The sequence below is a fragment of the Pseudorhodoplanes sp. genome (assembly GCF_035565855.1).
Classification (GTDB): Bacteria; Pseudomonadota; Alphaproteobacteria; order Rhizobiales; family Xanthobacteraceae; genus Pseudorhodoplanes.
Map to the genome: position 1 here is coordinate 12,203 of NZ_DATMRX010000266.1, position 14,814 is coordinate 27,016.

Genomic DNA, 14,814 nt, shown 5'->3' on the forward strand with positions numbered 1-14,814 from the left:
ATCTCCTTACTCCAAAATCACCAGCGCCGCTCGAAGCGTCGGCGCAGGATGATCGCGGTCCCGTTCATCAGGAACAGGAATGCGAGCAGAACCATGATTGCCGCAGCGGTACGCGCCTGGAAGCCGATCTCCGGCAGATCCGACCACAGGAAAATCTGAACCGGCAGCACCGTCGCCGCATCGGTGATGCTGAGCGGCGTTTCGACGATGAATGCGACCATGCCGATCATCAGAAGCGGCGCGGTTTCGCCGAGCGCATGCGCCATGCCGATGATCGTGCCGGTCATGATTCCGGGCATGGCAAGCGGCAGGACGTGATGGAAGATCGCTTGCTGATGCGAAGCGCCGACGCCGAGCGCCGCTTCCTTGATGGAGGGCGGCACCGCCTTGAGCGCGGCCCGCGAGGCGATGATGATGGTCGGCAGCACCAGCAAAGCGAGCACAAGACCGCCGACGAGCGGCGCCGAGCGCGGCAATCCGAAGAAATTCAGAAATACCGCAAGGCCGAGGAGGCCGAAGACGATGGACGGCACCGCGGCGAGATTGTTGATGTTGATCTCGATGATTTCGGTGAGGCGGTTCTTCGGCGCGAATTCCTCCAGATAGATCGCACCGGCGACGCCGATCGGCAGACACAGCACCAGCGTCACCAGCAAGGTCAGCGCCGAGCCGACCAGAGCGCCGCGGATGCCGGCCAGCTCGGGTTCGCGGCTGTCGCCGGACGTGAAGAAGCGCCAGTTGAAGCGGCGCTCGATCTCGCCGCGATCCTTCAGGCTTTCGAGCCAGGTCACGACGCGGTCGTTGAGCCGCCGGTTGCCTTCGGGCGTCGCATAGGTGACGACCTGCCATTGTCCGGGCGCGGCGGGCGCCGCCGACGTCAACGGCAGATAGACATTGCCCTTTGCCGTGTCGGCGTTGATTTCGGTGATCTTCACCATGCCGCCATTGATGGCGACAAGGAGGCTCGGCATCTGTTCGTTCAGCGCTTCCGGCGCCGCCGCATCGCTCTGGCGCACCTGCGCCAGAGCGTTGGCGAAATCGCCGGAGGTCGAAGCGATCTCGATCTCGCCGCTCGTTCCCGATGGCGATGCCGTGCCACGTCCGGGCGTTCGGACGACCTGCGTGCCGATGCCCTTGAAATAGAGATCGGCATCCGATGACAAAAGGACCGGCACCGTGACAGTCTGCCCGATCAGCGCCGGATCGGACGTGACACGCTCGCGCAATGCGTCGGCCGCGCCGGTCGAGAGAATGGAATCGAGCTGGCGGCGTTCACTGCGCGCCTTGACCTCGGGGAATTGCGCGCGCAGGGCATTGCGCACCAGCGCGTCGAAATCGCCGGCGGCCCGGATATCGGCAGGATTGCGCGCGTCCTTCGGATCGCCCAGCGATGCATCGACGTCGACCTTCATGACCAGGACATATTGCGTGAAGGCCGGCAGCCCCTTGGCCACGATGTCCGACAGGACCACGATCAGGAACAGCGTGGTGATGCCAATGGCGGCAAGGCCGTAGAAGCGGAAGCGGCGCTCGGCGCGATAGCGCGCCTTGATGCGCGCACGCGCGGCATCACTCTCAAAGTCGATCGACCGGGCGGCCTGCGAGGTCGTATCAGTCATATTGTTCCCGGTAGCGTTTGACGATCTGCATCGCGATGACGTTGAGCATCAGCGTGAAGAAGAACAGCACGAAGCCAAGCGCGAAGGCCGACAGGGTCTTGGCGCTGTCGAATTCCTGGTCGCCCACCAGAATGGTCTTGATCTGCACGGTGAAGGTGGTCACCGCGTCGAGCGGGTTGAAGGTCAGGTTCGCGGCAAGCCCCGCAGCCATCACCACGATCATGGTTTCGCCGACGGCGCGGCTGATCGCCAGCATGAAGGCCGAGACGATGCCGGGAAGCGCGGCGCGCAACACCACCTTCCTGATGGTTTCGGATTGGGTTGCGCCCATTGCATAGGACCCGTCACGCAGCGATTGCGGCACCGCATTGATGACGTCGTCGGACAGCGAGGACACGAAGGGAATGATCATCATTCCCATGACGATGCCGGCGGCGAGCGCGCTCTCGGAGGCTACATTCAGCCCGACCGATTCACCGGCGGCACGCACCCAGGGCGCGAGGCTCAGCGCGGCGAAAAAGCCGAGCACCACCGTCGGGATGCCGGCGAGGATTTCCAGCACGGGCTTTGCAAAGGCGCGAAACCGCGGCGTTGCATATTCGGCCATGTAGATCGCCGCGAACAATCCGATAGGGCCGGCGATCAGCATGGCGATGAGAGTGATCAACAGCGTGCCGGTGACGAGCGGCACGATGCCGAAGGCGCCCGACGAGCCGACCTGGTCGGCACGGATCGCGGTCTGCGGGCTCCAGTGCAGGCCGGTGAGGAAATCGACCGGCGAGACCTTCTGGAAGAACCGGATCGTCTCGAACAACACCGAGAACACGATGCCGATCGTCGTCAGCACCGCAACGCAGGCCGCCGCGAGCAGCACATATTTCACGATGGTTTCGACACGGTTGCGCGCACGGAATTGCGCCGAAAGCGACCGCAATCCGTATGCCGCCCCGAGAAGACCGAAAGCCCATCCCGCGCCGACGATGATCGTGTCGGTCCAGGACCGCAGCGAAGCATACACATTGGCGGCATTCTGGAGCGCGCGGCTCGGTGTTCCGGCGTAACGTCCGGTCGCAACCGCAACAATGTCGCGCAGGGCGGCGCCGCGCTTTAGATCATCGCCGGCGAGCGCCGGATCGAGAGCCTCGATTGCCCGCATGTTCACAATGCGATCGGCGATCGGCAACGCGACCGCAAAGATCAGCAGCATCGGCACGAGGACGCTAATGACAACGAAAGCCCCGTGGTAGCCGGGCCGCGAATGCAGCACGTTTGCCTGTCCGGCTGCGACCGCGCGCCAGCGCCCGAGCATGTAACCCGCCACAACCAGCGCCGCGAGACCGAGAAAATACAACGAGGTCATTGGTTCAGGCCCAAAACCGGCCGCCGGATATGACTGACACGTCCCTCACCGGCGGAAGGAGACGGGCAGCCGTGCACGGCTGCCCGGATTTTGTAAGCGCGATTACGAGCCGAGATTGTCGAGGGACAGTGTCCGCATGTCGGACACAGCCTTGCGGACCTTCTCGGCTTCAGACTTGGGCAGTGTCACGAGACCCTTCCGCGCGAGATAGCCGTCCTCGCCGATCGCCTTGTCGGAGACGAATTCGGCCACGAACTTGTCGATGCCGGGAACGATGCCGACATGCTGCTTCTTCACATACACGTAGAGAAGGCGCGAACCGGGATACTTGCCGTCGGTGATGTTCTCATAGGTCGGCACGACGCCATCGAGTGGCACGCCGCGCAGCTTGGCGGTGTTCTCCTCGAGGAAGGAGAAGCCGAAGATGCCGAAAGCATTCTTGTTGGCGATGAGCTTCTGGACGATCAGGTTGTCGTTCTCGCCGGCTTCGACATAGGCGCCGTCTTCGCGGATCGACTTCCACATCCTTTCGAATGCCTTCGGATCGGATTTTTTAAGCGCGGCGAGTGCGGGAACGCCCTCGGCGCCCTTTTCCAGCAGCAATTCGTGCAGCGCATCGCGCGTGCCGGAGGTTGGCGGCGGGCCCAGCACCTCGATCTTCACGTTCGGCAGTGACTTGTCGATGTCCGACCAGGTCTTGTACGGGTTCGGGATCAGCTTGCCGTCCGGGCCCGGCACCTCCTTGGCGACAGCGAGGAACAGCTGCGGCAAGGTGAGCTTCATCGCCGGCCCTTGCTTGGACTGCGCAAGGCTGATGCCGTCATAACCGACGGTCAATTCGACCACGTCCTTGACGCCGTTATTGAGGCACTGCTCCAGCTCGCTCTTTTTCATCCGGCGCGAGGCGTTGGTCGCGTCGGGATGCTCGACGCCGACGCCGGCGCAGAACAGCTTCATGCCGCCGCCGGTACCGGTCGATTCCACGACCGGGGTCTTCACGCCGCCAGTCTTGCCGAGCTGTTCGGCGACGGCTGTGGTGAATGGATAGACCGTGGACGAGCCGACGATGCGGATCTGGTCTCGTGCTTCCGCCGCTCCGGCCATCATCACGCCAGCCGCTGCGAAGGCCAGCGCGGTGGCGAATGTTGTCTGTCTCAAGATGCTCTCCTCTGTCATGTGCCGGACGGTACGGAGCTCTCGCGATGCGAATGTCCGCCCGGTCGTCCCATGCCCTAGGGCTGACTTGCAGACGCTTCTATGACGGCTGGATGACGCGCAGATGACAGCGTAAGAGCTTGATTTTTATGACTTTTTATGTTGCGCAACGGTGGATAGCGGCATCCGGATCGTGAATGTCGCGCCCTGGCCCGGACGGCTTTCTATCGTCAGCCGTCCGCGATGCCGGTTCATGATGTGTTTGACCAGCGCAAGCCCGAGCCCGGTGCCGCCCTGCGCTCGGCTTTCGGTCACGTCGACGCGATAGAAACGCTCGGTCAGGCGCGGCAGATGTTCGGGCGGAATGCCCGGCCCGTAATCGCGAACCGTCACCACCGCCTCGTCGCCGTTCGCGGACGGCGCGCGTGACAGCGTGATCTCCACGCGCTTTCCGGACGCACCATATTTCAGCGCGTTCTCGACGAGGTTCTCGAAGACGCGGGTGAGTTCGTCGCGATCGCCGGACACGACCAGAGGCTCGGCCGGCTCATCAACCGTCACCGTGACACCGCGCTCCCTGGCGAGCATCTGCAACGCATCGGCCACCTGCCGCACGACCGGATACAATTCGACCGGGTTTTGCGGGCGGACATGCGCCGCAAGCTCGATCCGTGACAGCGAGAGCAGATCGTCGATCAGCCGGGCCATGCGCTTGGCCTGCGCTTCCATGATATCGAGGAAGCGCTCGCGCGCCGCAACATCATTGCGCGCCGGCCCTTTCAGCGTCTCGATGAATCCGGACAAAGCGGCAAGCGGCGTGCGTAATTCGTGACTGGCATTGGCGACGAAATCAACCCGCATCTCCTCGAGACGGCGCATGGGGGTCAGGTCCCGAAACGTCAGAAGCAAGCCGGCTCGCTTGTCGGCGGCGTTCTCGTGCTGCAGCGGCGTCACGATCACCTCGAACCAGCGCTCGGCCGGCGTGCGCTCGACGAACTCGACACGCTCGAGCTTGCGGCTCTGCGCAGCACGGCGCATCGCCTCGACGACATCCGGTAATCGTAGCGCCAGCGACGCCAGCTCTCCGCGCCGCAGCGCCGGTGCGATCGCGCTGGCCGAAGCATTCATCGCGAGAACCCGGCCGTCGGGGTCGAGCAGCACCGTCGGATCGGGCAAGGCGGCGATCAGTTCATTGAGCGCCGCGCCGCCAGTGGGCGCCAGCAAAGCGCCGGTCTCAATCGGCTGATCAACCGCCTGGGGTTCGGGACGGCCGAAATACAGCGCCGCGGCGATCACCACGGCCGCGGCGGGAATGGCGACGGTGGCAGCGACTTGCCCCTGACAGGCGGGTACAGCGATCGCAGCGAGAGCGATCGCGGCTATGAGCCAAATGCCGAACCGGCGCTGAAGGCGCGTTGTGCCACTTGCCGTTTCATTGCTTCGATCCATCGACATTCGAGGGCTTGTGAGCCTTGCGCTCATGACCCGTCGCCCGTTCGCCAGCAGGCGGATTGATGAAGACGTCGGTTGCGATCTCTCCGAGCTGCGGTACCCGGCTCGTGAACATACCTTTGACGATCTCGCGCCCACCGAGAATGGCAAGCGCAAGCGCGAACGGGATGATGTAATACAGAAGCCGGAACAGGAGCAAACTCGCCAGCAATTCCTCCCGGTTGAATTGCCACAGCGCGAGCAGCATCGCGGCGTCGAACACGCCAAGACCGCCGGGAGAGTGGCTGGCGAAGCCGAGTAGGGTCGCGGAAACAAAGACCACCGCAAGCATGACAAAATTGATGTGCGGCTGATCCGGCAGCAGCATATACATCGCGGCGGCGCAGCAGCCGAGATCGACGATGCCGATCACGATCTGCAGGAAGGTCAGCGGTCCGCCCGGCAGCGTCACCTGCCAGCCGCTGCGGCCGATCGCCCGCGGTCTGATCCACACCCAGATCACATAGGCCGCCAGAATCACGATGGTGATGCCGGCGAGCGTGCGGTTGAACCATTCCGGAAGATGGTTGATCGCGCTCGCCGCTTCCGGCGCATAAAAAATCCCGAGACCCAGCACGGTGGCATTGCCGAGCCAGAAGGTCAGCCCGGCGACGAAGCAGATTTTTGCCACCTCGATCGCGCTGACCCCGTGCGCGGAATAGATCCGGTAGCGCACGGCACCTCCGGTGAAGGCGCTGGCGCCGACATTGTGCCCCACCGAATAGCTGGTGAAGCCGGCAAGCGCGGCGGTCGGATAGGACACGTCCTGGCGGCCGATGGTCCGCAGTGCGAACAGGTCATAGAAGGTCAGGGTGAAATAGCCGAAGGCCACGAACAGCGCGGCCAGCCAGAAGTCGCGCGGATCTGTGGCGCGCAAGGCCTTGAAGACTTCCTGGATGTCGATGTTGTGCAATACGCGGTAGAGCACGACGGCCGCCACCGCGATGATCAGGATGCTGAGCGCAAACCCGATCCGGTGCCAACCGATTTTCTCGCTGACGAAGCGCGCCACCGAGCGCAGCATTTCAAGCATGCACAACCCCGCTGAGGCCGGCCGTTCTTGTCCTTTTGGCGGGCCGGGGCGAGGTTCCTAGCAGAAGACCGGGCACGCGAGCAAAGGCGGCAAAAAACCGCGCGGCTGCGGCCCTTGACGGCCCGCAGCCGGTCATGAATCCACGGGTCCCTTACCGCGGGGGAATCTGGATCAGTTCGCCCAATTGCTGCTTGGTCAGCTCAGTGGGAGTGAATTTCAGAGCCACGGCATCCTTCACAATGGTGTCCAGGCCGACGATCCGGTCGGGATCGACCGCACTCTTGGGAAAGAAGTCGTCACGCGTGCGCCGGGCCTTGGCTTCCGGAATTTTCAGCCAGTCGGCATAAACCTTGAGCCCGGCATCGGTGTACATGAGGTCGATGGTTTCCCGATAAGCCTTCATGTAGCGATCGATCGCGTCCTTCTTGCCCTGCAGGACCGGAGCCGTGGTCGCGAGCAGCCGCACGGTCTGGCCCTTGAAGACGTCGGCATCGTTGCCACTGGCCAGGATCCGGATCTGGTTCTGGTCGAGCTGGTCGAGGCCGAAGGGCGGCGCGGCCCAGCCGACATCGATCTGGCCGGACATGACCTGGGTCAGGGTGCCGGGAGGGCCACCGGTCGCGGTCGGCTTCGCCGACAGACCATATTGCTTCATGAAGGCGGTGACGATCCCGTGGGTCGAGGAGCCGTTGGTCGAATAGGCCAGTGTCTTGCCCGAGGTGTCCTTGAGCGACTTGATCGGCGAATCGGCCTTCACATACCAGTAAAGGTCCGCGGCCCCCGTGGTTTCGGCGCCGATGATCCGCACCGGCGCGCCCTTCGCATAGGCGCTGAGCACGCCCATGATGCCGGCAGCCACGCCGATATCGACACTGCCGGACAGCGTCGCCTGCAAGGTCTCGCCCGCGCCCTGGGTGTAGACGATTTCCAGCTCGAGGCCGTGCTTCTTGAAGATGCCGGCGCGCTGGCCGACCTCGGAGACCGAGGTATCCCAGTTGCCGCGCTGACCGACGGCAAGTTTCAGCTTGTCCTGCGCCGCTGCCGGTTGCAGGCCGAACAGCATGCCGGCTGCGACCAGCCCGAGCAGCGGACCGAATGTCCGTCGTCTCATTTTTTCTTCCTCCCTCTGCGTGAACCGTCTTCTTTGATCGAGACGTTACATTTGACCGAGACGTTACATGAAGTGACGCCAACCTGGCATCAGGCCACCTTCTCCTGAGTCTGGCCTTCCTCCTCCGCCACCGTGAAGCTGCGCCAGTTGGTCGATTTCGGGACGATCCCCTCAAACGAGCGAATCTTGCCATGCGGAATGTGGGGCGTCGTCCGCCCGATCGCGACACCGCTGTCGCGCATCTGCCGGGCGGCATCGACCATCAGCTTGCGGAATTCCACGACGGCGAGGTCGCTCGCGCCGAGACGTTCCCTGGTCCGGTCGGCAATCGGCCCCATGGTTTCCCACATCGCGATATCCTGATTGGGAATGCCCTTGATGCCGGTGAAATTGCCGAGCCGCATTGCGTTGCGGTCCTGCTGATAATTGTTCGCGCGGGTCCGCAGATTGTTGAACCCGCGATCGAGATCGATGCCGGGCTGGGCGACATTGAACTTGCGCCAGGCCTCCTGATCGATGCCGCCCTTGTTGGCCCAGGGCGTGTCCTTGTCGGTCCAGGCGATGAAGTGGAACACGGTGTTGTAATCGTCAGCCGGCGCCAGCAGCGTAGCGACATTATATTCGTTGTTGGGCGGGATCAGCGCGGTGAACGGCGCGACATAGACCGTGACGCGGACGTAATCGTTGACATTCGCATTGGCGATGGGACGACGGATCGCCGCGTAATGGAAGCCGAAGCTCGTGCGTTCGACCTGCAGCCGGGGCGCCTTGTCGGTCGAGGGCCGCAACCAATGGGTGTCAGCGGCCTTGGCGGCATCGACCTTGGCCGGCTTCATGTCAGAGGAATGCAGGCTCGAGGAATGCGCCGAATCGATCTGGCCTTCGAGGATTTGCGCCCAGTTGCAGCCGACATGAATCTTGACGATGGACACCTGCGCATTCTGAGTCGGAGCGAAGGCCGGCGGCTCGAATTCCGGCATCGTGTCCGCCGGTCCCATATAGGTCCAGACGAAGCCGCCCCATTCGCGCGCCGGATAGGCCTTCACCTTGGCCTTCTCGACGAAGCCGCTCTCCGGCGGCTCGGACGCCATCTCGACGACGTTGCCTTCCACGTCCATTTTCCAGCCGTGATAGAGACAGCGGAGCCCGCATTCCTCGTTGCGGCCGAAGGCCAGCGAGGCGCGCCGGTGCGGGCAATATTCGTCGATGACGCCGAGACGGCCGTCGCTATCCCGGAAGACGACAAGATCCTCGCCAAGCAGCCGAACCTTGAGCGGCGCGCAATCCGGCTCCGCGACTTCCTCGATCAGGCAAGCCGGCATCCAATGCCGGCGCATGAGCTGGCCCATCGGAGCATCACCCTCGACGCGGCACAGAAGATCGTTTTCCTCGGCGGTCATCATCGGATTTGTTCCCGGCTCACGGCGCAACGGGCGCCCTGGAGAAAAAAGTTAGCCCTCTAAGTTTTTATCCTATAGTCATTCCAGCTCGCTTGTCGAGGCGGCACGAAGCCGCGATTGTGCATCGCATCAGAATTTGCGACCAACGCTCCGCAACCCAACCAGCCGACCATGACGTCCGTTCCGCAGACCGATATCGCCGTACGCGTCACCCGCGCAGAAAAGATTGCCGAGGGCATCCATCTCTTCGAGATGCGCCCGAAGGACGGTGGCGAACTTCCCGCTTTCACCGCGGGCTCGCACATCAACCTGCGCCTGCCGAACGGGCTTGTTCGGAAATACTCGCTGTGCAGCGACCCGGCCGAACGGGATCATTATCGAATCGCCGTCAAGCGCGAGGATAATGGCCGCGGCGGTTCGATCTATCTCATCGACAACACCAGGGAAGGCGACGAATGGTTGATCTCTGCGCCCGACAACGCATTTGCGTTGCCGCAACGCGGCGACAATTTCATCTTCATCGCCGGCGGCATTGGAATCACGCCCTTCATCGCCATGATCCATGCGCTCAAGCATGACCCGGCGAAGAAATTCAAACTCTATTACTGCTCGCGCACCCCAGAAATGACGGCGTTTCGCGAGGAACTGAGCACGCCGGAATACAAGGGCAAGGTGGTCATCCACTACGACAACGGCGATCCGGAAAAAGCACTCGACCTGTGGCCGATCGTGGAGGAGCGCAAGAACCGCGAACACCTCTATTGCTGCGGACCCCGCGGGCTGATGGAGGCGGTGCGCGACGCCACCGGCCATTGGTCGCCGACCGCGGTCCATTTCGAAGCGTTCAGCGAGGCGGACGCGCGCCGGCCCGACGATAAGCCGTTCAAGGTCAAGCTTGCGAAGAGCGGCGTCACGATCGACGTGCCGGCCGGCACCACGATCATGGAGGCGATGCGGGCTGCGGGCCACGAGGTGCCAAGCTCCTGCGAAAGCGGCACCTGCGGCACCTGCCGCACCAGGCTGCTCGAAGGCGAAGCCGACCACCGCGATCTGGTGCTGACCGAAGCCGAACGCGGCAGCCAGATCATGATCTGCGTGTCGCGCGCGAAGACGCCGGAACTCGTGATCGACCGGTAGCGACGATGACAGACCGGCCCATCCGACTCGGAATTGCAGGACTTGGCCGCGCCTTCACCCTGATGCTGCCGACCTTCACCGCCGACAAGCGGGTCACCCTTGCCGGGGCGACCGACCTCCGGCGGGAAGCACGCCGGCGTTTCGAGAGCGATTTTCAGGCGCCGACCTACGACACGATCGAAGCGTTATGTGACGATCCGAATGTCGAAGCGGTCTATGTCGCAACGCCCCATCAGATGCATGCCAGCCATGTCGTCGCCGCGGCCGAGCGAGGCAAGCATGTCCTGGTCGAGAAGCCGATCGCGATCCGCATCGAGGAATGCGATGCGATGATCGATGCGGTGCGGCGCGCGGGCGTGCAGCTCGTCATCGGGCACAGTCACAGTTTTAATGCGCCGGTGCTGCATGCGCGAAAGCTGATCGAAAGCGGCGCGTTCGGTGCGGTCCGCATGATCCACGCGCTCAACTTCACTGACTACATGGTGCGGCCACGGCGTCCCGAGGAAATGGACACCGCGCAAGGCGGCGGCGTGATCTTCAGCCAGGGCGCGCATCAGATCGATATCGTGCGCCTCCTTGGCGGAGGGCTCGTCCGCAGCGTCCGCGCGCAGTGCGGCAACTGGGACCCGTCGCGGCCGACCGAAGGCGCCTATTCCGCGCTGCTGACCTTCGCAGACGATGTGTTCGCGTCCTGCACCTATAGCGGCTACGCGCATTTCGATTCGGATGAATTCATGGGCTTCATCGGCGAGATGGGATTGCCGAAGGATCGAAGCCGCTACGGCGCGATGCGCAAGGCGCTGCGCGAAGCCAACAACTCCGCGCAGGAGAGCGCGCTGAAAGCGGCACGCAATTACGGCGGCAGCGCCTATGTCCCGCCCGCCGGCGCGCCGGCGGACCGACGCCACCAGCATTTCGGTTCGATCATCGTGTCGTGCGAGCGCGCCGACCTGCGGCCGACGGCCGATGGCGTGATGATCTACGATGACGACGAAATCCGTCTCGACCCGGTGCCGGTGCCGGCCGTTCCGCGCGCCGAAGTCATCGACGAGTTCTACGACGCCGTGGTTCACGGCAGGACGCCGCTGCATGACGGCGAATGGTCGCGGGCCACGCTGGAAGTCTGCCTCGCCATCCTGGAATCGTCGCGCACGCATTCGGAAATTGCGCTGCGCCATCAGGTCGGTTCGCGTGGAGCGCTTCCATGAGCCGGCGCAGGCAGGGCGATACGCAAACCATCCTGAAGCATTGGCGCGAGGCCGTGCCGAACGATCGCCTCGCGCATCTTGTGAAGGATGCGACGCGCGCGCTCCTGCGGGCGCTGCAGATGCGCCTCACCGTCCATGACGTGTCGCTCGGGCATTGGACGTTCCTGCGCATCCTTTGGGAAAAGGACGGGCTGACGCAACGCGCGCTGAGCGAAGAAGCCGGCGTGATGGAACCGACGACCTTTTCCGCGCTCAATGCGATGGAGAAGCTCGGCTATATCACGCGGCGGCGGCTGCCGGACAATCGCAAGAATGTCTATGTCTTCCTGACGCCAAGAGGGCGTCAGCTGAAGGACAAGCTGGTGCCGCTGGCCGAAGAGGTGAACAAGATCGCGGTCGCCGGCGTGCCGGCCGAGGCCATCGCGGCAACGCGCCAAACGCTGCTCGCGATCATCGAGAATCTGGCGCGTGACGACGCCGCGTCCGCCGATCCGGAACGACGTATTCCCTCGACGCGAGAGATCGCCTCGCGCGTAGCGGCTGGCCGCAAGCGTAAGGGTCAATAGATCAGCCGTTCTTCGCCGGCAGAATCTCGACGCCGAATTCCTGCGCTGACGGAACGAGCCACGACCAGAAGCTTCCCGCCATGCTACGCGGCACCGCGAGGTGGAATGCTTCGTCGACATCCGCCCACCAGATCTGCGTGCCGATGCCACCGATGGTGGTGAGCGCGGTATCGCCGCGGCGGAAGGCCCGCGGATGCAGATCGACGGGACATCCCTTGGCGAGCACGTCTCGCACGCGCGGTCCATGCAACTTCAGAACCGCACGCGCATCGGTCTGATCGGTCACCGCCGCGAGCTGTCCCAGTTCCGCTGTGAGTTCGGCAGGCATGACGGGCCGGATCGATGCAGCAAGCCATTGCGCGGGACCCGCCCAGACGAGGTCGAGCATGCTCCCCGAAACCACCCGCGGCGTCTGCGGCAATTCGAGCTTGAATCGCGTCATGAAGCGGCTTGCCAGCTTTTCATCGCCTTCGGCGCCGATCACATAGGCCAGCGAGACATCATGGCGCGGCGTCACGGTCAAGCCGGGAGCGCCGCTCGTGGCGCCCGTTCGCCCCGGGATTGCAATGCCATCCCAGGCGCCTTTGCGCTGCCATCGGGAACGCTGCTCAGACACGCAACCGCTCCTCTTTCGGATCGACGAAGACCGGAGAACAGATCTCGACATCCATCGCTTCGCCGCGCAGCGGATCGACGCAGCGGATGACCTGGCCGATCCGCTCGGGTCCATTGCGGAGGAGGCCAAGCCCGATCCAGTGTTTCAGCACCGGCGAATAGGCAACCGAGGTCATGTAGCCCTCGTCGTTCTCCGCGCTCGCAGCCCTGCTGGCGGAAACGAAATGCGCGCCGGAGCGCAGGCGCTTCGTGCGATCGACGGGGCGGAAGCCGACAAAGCGCGGCCGCGTCGGATCGAGCAGCGCCGGGCGCTGCGCCATCACCCGGCCGATATAGTCCTTCTTTGTGGACATCATACGTTCAAGGCCGAGATCGCGCGCCGTGGTCTGGCCGTTCAGTTCGTTACCGGCGACGTGCCCTTTCTCGATTCGCATCACGCCGAGCGCCTCGGTGCCGTAAGGATGGATGCCGTAAGGCTTGCCGGCGTCCATGATGGCGCGGATCGCCGCGTCTCCGTACGACGCTGGCACCGCGAGCTCATAGGCGAGTTCGCCGGAAAACGAGATCCGGAACAGGCGCGCCGGAATGCCGCCGCCGACGGTGATTGGGCCGCAGGCGAGATAGGGGAACGCCTCGTTCGAAATATCGTGCTGCGGATCGATAACGCCGCGCAGCACATCGCGGGCGCGCGGACCTGCGATCGAATACTGCGCCCATTGTTCGGTCACCGACACCATCCGCACATCGAGGGCCGGCCACAGCGCCTGATGGCAGAATTCGAGATGCTGCATCACGCGGACCGCATTCGCGGTCGTGGTGGTCATCACGAAGTGAGTTTCGCCAAGACGCGCGGTAGTACCGTCATCCATCACGAAGCCGTCCTCGCGCAGCATCAGGCCATAGCGCGCCTTGCCGACCGCGAGATTGGTCCAGCCATTGATGTAAACGCGATTGAGAAATTCGGCGGCGTCCGCGCCCTGGATATCGATCTTGCCGAGCGTCGAGACATCGCACACGCCGACAGCGCTCCGCACTGCGTTGACTTCGCGGATCACCGCATCGAGCCAGTCGCGATCGCCGCTCTTCGGGAAATATTGCGCGCGCAGCCACAGCCCCGTTTCGACGAATATCGCGTCCTGCTCGCGCGCCCAGTCATGCGAGGGCGTGAGGCGCGTCGGCCGGAAGTCCTTGCCGCGATGGTGTCCGGCGAGCGCACCGATCGCCACCGGCGTATAGGGCGGCCGGAACACCGTGGTTCCGGCACGGGCAATGTCGACGCCGCAAAGCACCGCCATCAGCGCATGGCCGGCGACATTCGAGGTCTTGCCCTGGTCGGTCGCCATGCCGAGCGTGGTGTAGCGCTTCAGATGCTCGACGGCGCGGAAGCCTTCGGTATGCGCAAGCTTGATATCGGAGGCCGTGACGTCGTTCTGGAAATCGACGAAGGACTTGCTGCTGCCCCGCGGCGACCAGACCGGCGCGCCGTCGCTGTCCGTGTCGTCCGACGTCACATGCGGCAGTGGCCTGGCGGCAAAGCCGCAATCGCGTGCGGCAGTCGCGCCTGCGTCACTGCCTTCTGCGATTGCGCGAGAGAGGGCGCCCGTCCCGTTCGCGGCGCCGGCGACGACGAGGCCCGGCGGCAATTGCGCCGGCGGCAGGAATGCCGCGCGGGTCGCATCCCAGACCGGCTTGCCGCCGAGATGCGTCGTCAGATGGATCGCTGGGTTCCAGCCATTGGACATCGCGACAAGGTCGCAATGGAGATGCTCGGTCGCGCCATTGTCGTGCACCACATCGAGGCCGCTGACCGCGGTGCGTCCGTGCACCGATTGCGCCTGCGCGCCAAGGATCACGCGGATGCCGGCCTTGTCCGCAGCCTGCCGGATGGCAGGGCTGACCTCGCGCCGTGCATCCACGATCGCGGCGACGGTGCCGCCCGCATGCACGAGATCGTTCGCGCTGCGCCAGCCGTCGTCGCCCGTGGTGACCACGACGCATTGCCGGCCCGGCACCACGCCAAAGCGATTGATGTAACTGCGGACCGCGCCGGCCAGCATCACGCCGGGACGGTCGTTGCCTCCGAAGACCAGCGGGCGCTCGATCGCGCCGGACGCCAGCA

The 14,814-nt window shown here is 64.0% G+C and carries 12 protein-coding genes; 3 read left to right on the forward strand and 9 right to left on the reverse strand.

Going from position 1 to position 14,814, the window contains the following annotated elements:
- Positions 1-17 precede the first annotated feature (17 nt).
- From pstA to VN004_RS14965, 7 genes are all read right to left on the reverse strand, one after another.
- Positions 18-1,619, reverse strand: a complete 1,602-nt coding sequence (gene pstA / locus VN004_RS14935; RefSeq protein ID WP_325611528.1) for a phosphate ABC transporter permease PstA — start codon at positions 1,617-1,619, stop codon at positions 18-20.
- Complete coding sequence (gene pstC, locus VN004_RS14940) at positions 1,612-2,979, reverse strand: phosphate ABC transporter permease subunit PstC (RefSeq protein WP_325611530.1); 1,368 nt, start codon at positions 2,977-2,979, stop codon at positions 1,612-1,614. The genes pstA and pstC overlap by 8 nt, the downstream gene beginning before the upstream one ends.
- A 102-nt stretch (positions 2,980-3,081) precedes the next feature.
- The gene (locus tag VN004_RS14945; protein ID WP_325611533.1) at positions 3,082-4,137 is read right to left on the reverse strand and encodes a PstS family phosphate ABC transporter substrate-binding protein; all 1,056 of its coding nucleotides are present in this window, start codon (positions 4,135-4,137) and stop codon (positions 3,082-3,084) included.
- A 144-nt stretch (positions 4,138-4,281) separates the two neighbouring features.
- Positions 4,282-5,589, reverse strand: a complete 1,308-nt coding sequence (locus VN004_RS14950; protein WP_414710316.1) for an ATP-binding protein — start codon at positions 5,587-5,589, stop codon at positions 4,282-4,284.
- The gene (locus VN004_RS14955) at positions 5,567-6,658 is read right to left on the reverse strand and encodes a lysylphosphatidylglycerol synthase domain-containing protein (RefSeq protein WP_325611538.1); all 1,092 of its coding nucleotides are present in this window, start codon (positions 6,656-6,658) and stop codon (positions 5,567-5,569) included. The genes VN004_RS14950 and VN004_RS14955 overlap by 23 nt, the downstream gene beginning before the upstream one ends.
- 151 nt (positions 6,659-6,809) lie before the next feature.
- The gene (locus tag VN004_RS14960) at positions 6,810-7,769 is read right to left on the reverse strand and encodes an ABC transporter substrate-binding protein (protein ID WP_325611542.1); all 960 of its coding nucleotides are present in this window, start codon (positions 7,767-7,769) and stop codon (positions 6,810-6,812) included.
- A gap of 89 nt (positions 7,770-7,858) precedes the next feature.
- Positions 7,859-9,172, reverse strand: a complete 1,314-nt coding sequence (locus tag VN004_RS14965) for a Rieske 2Fe-2S domain-containing protein (protein ID WP_325611544.1) — start codon at positions 9,170-9,172, stop codon at positions 7,859-7,861.
- Positions 9,173-9,340: 168 nt separating this feature from the next.
- Here VN004_RS14965 and VN004_RS14970 point away from each other — a divergent pair, with 168 nt between their 5' ends.
- From VN004_RS14970 to VN004_RS14980, 3 genes are read left to right on the forward strand one after another with little or no spacing between them, the layout of a single operon-like run.
- Positions 9,341-10,306: a PDR/VanB family oxidoreductase gene (locus tag VN004_RS14970; RefSeq protein ID WP_325611546.1), complete on the forward strand. Its 966-nt coding sequence runs from the start codon at positions 9,341-9,343 to the stop codon at positions 10,304-10,306.
- 5 nt (positions 10,307-10,311) lie between these two features.
- Positions 10,312-11,514 (forward strand): Gfo/Idh/MocA family oxidoreductase, encoded by a 1,203-nt coding sequence (locus VN004_RS14975; protein ID WP_325611549.1) that lies wholly within the window; start codon positions 10,312-10,314, stop codon positions 11,512-11,514.
- Positions 11,511-12,080, forward strand: a complete 570-nt coding sequence (locus VN004_RS14980; protein WP_325611552.1) for a MarR family winged helix-turn-helix transcriptional regulator — start codon at positions 11,511-11,513, stop codon at positions 12,078-12,080. The genes VN004_RS14975 and VN004_RS14980 overlap by 4 nt, the downstream gene beginning before the upstream one ends.
- A gap of 1 nt (position 12,081) precedes the next feature.
- Here VN004_RS14980 and VN004_RS14985 read toward each other — a convergent pair whose 3' ends face one another.
- Together VN004_RS14985 and VN004_RS14990 are read right to left on the reverse strand one after the other, a co-directional pair.
- Positions 12,082-12,696 (reverse strand): sarcosine oxidase subunit gamma, encoded by a 615-nt coding sequence (locus tag VN004_RS14985; RefSeq protein WP_325611554.1) that lies wholly within the window; start codon positions 12,694-12,696, stop codon positions 12,082-12,084.
- The coding region (locus VN004_RS14990; RefSeq protein ID WP_325611557.1) for a glycine cleavage T C-terminal barrel domain-containing protein at positions 12,689-14,814 on the reverse strand (2,126 nt) is incomplete at its 5' end. The genes VN004_RS14985 and VN004_RS14990, both read right to left, overlap by 8 nt.

Coding starts and splice junctions, on each gene's coding strand:
- pstA (WP_325611528.1), bottom strand. CDS start 1,619: ATGACTGATACGACCTCGCAGGCCGCCCGGTCGATCGACTTTGAGAGT.
- pstC (WP_325611530.1), bottom strand. CDS start 2,979: ATGACCTCGTTGTATTTTCTCGGTCTCGCGGCGCTGGTTGTGGCGGGT.
- VN004_RS14950 (WP_414710316.1), bottom strand. CDS start 5,589: ATGTCGATGGATCGAAGCAATGAAACGGCAAGTGGCACAACGCGCCTT.
- VN004_RS14955 (WP_325611538.1), bottom strand. CDS start 6,658: ATGCTTGAAATGCTGCGCTCGGTGGCGCGCTTCGTCAGCGAGAAAATC.
- VN004_RS14960 (WP_325611542.1), bottom strand. CDS start 7,769: ATGAGACGACGGACATTCGGTCCGCTGCTCGGGCTGGTCGCAGCCGGC.
- VN004_RS14965 (WP_325611544.1), bottom strand. CDS start 9,172: ATGATGACCGCCGAGGAAAACGATCTTCTGTGCCGCGTCGAGGGTGAT.
- VN004_RS14970 (WP_325611546.1), top strand. CDS start 9,341: ATGACGTCCGTTCCGCAGACCGATATCGCCGTACGCGTCACCCGCGCA.
- VN004_RS14975 (WP_325611549.1), top strand. CDS start 10,312: ATGACAGACCGGCCCATCCGACTCGGAATTGCAGGACTTGGCCGCGCC.
- VN004_RS14980 (WP_325611552.1), top strand. CDS start 11,511: ATGAGCCGGCGCAGGCAGGGCGATACGCAAACCATCCTGAAGCATTGG.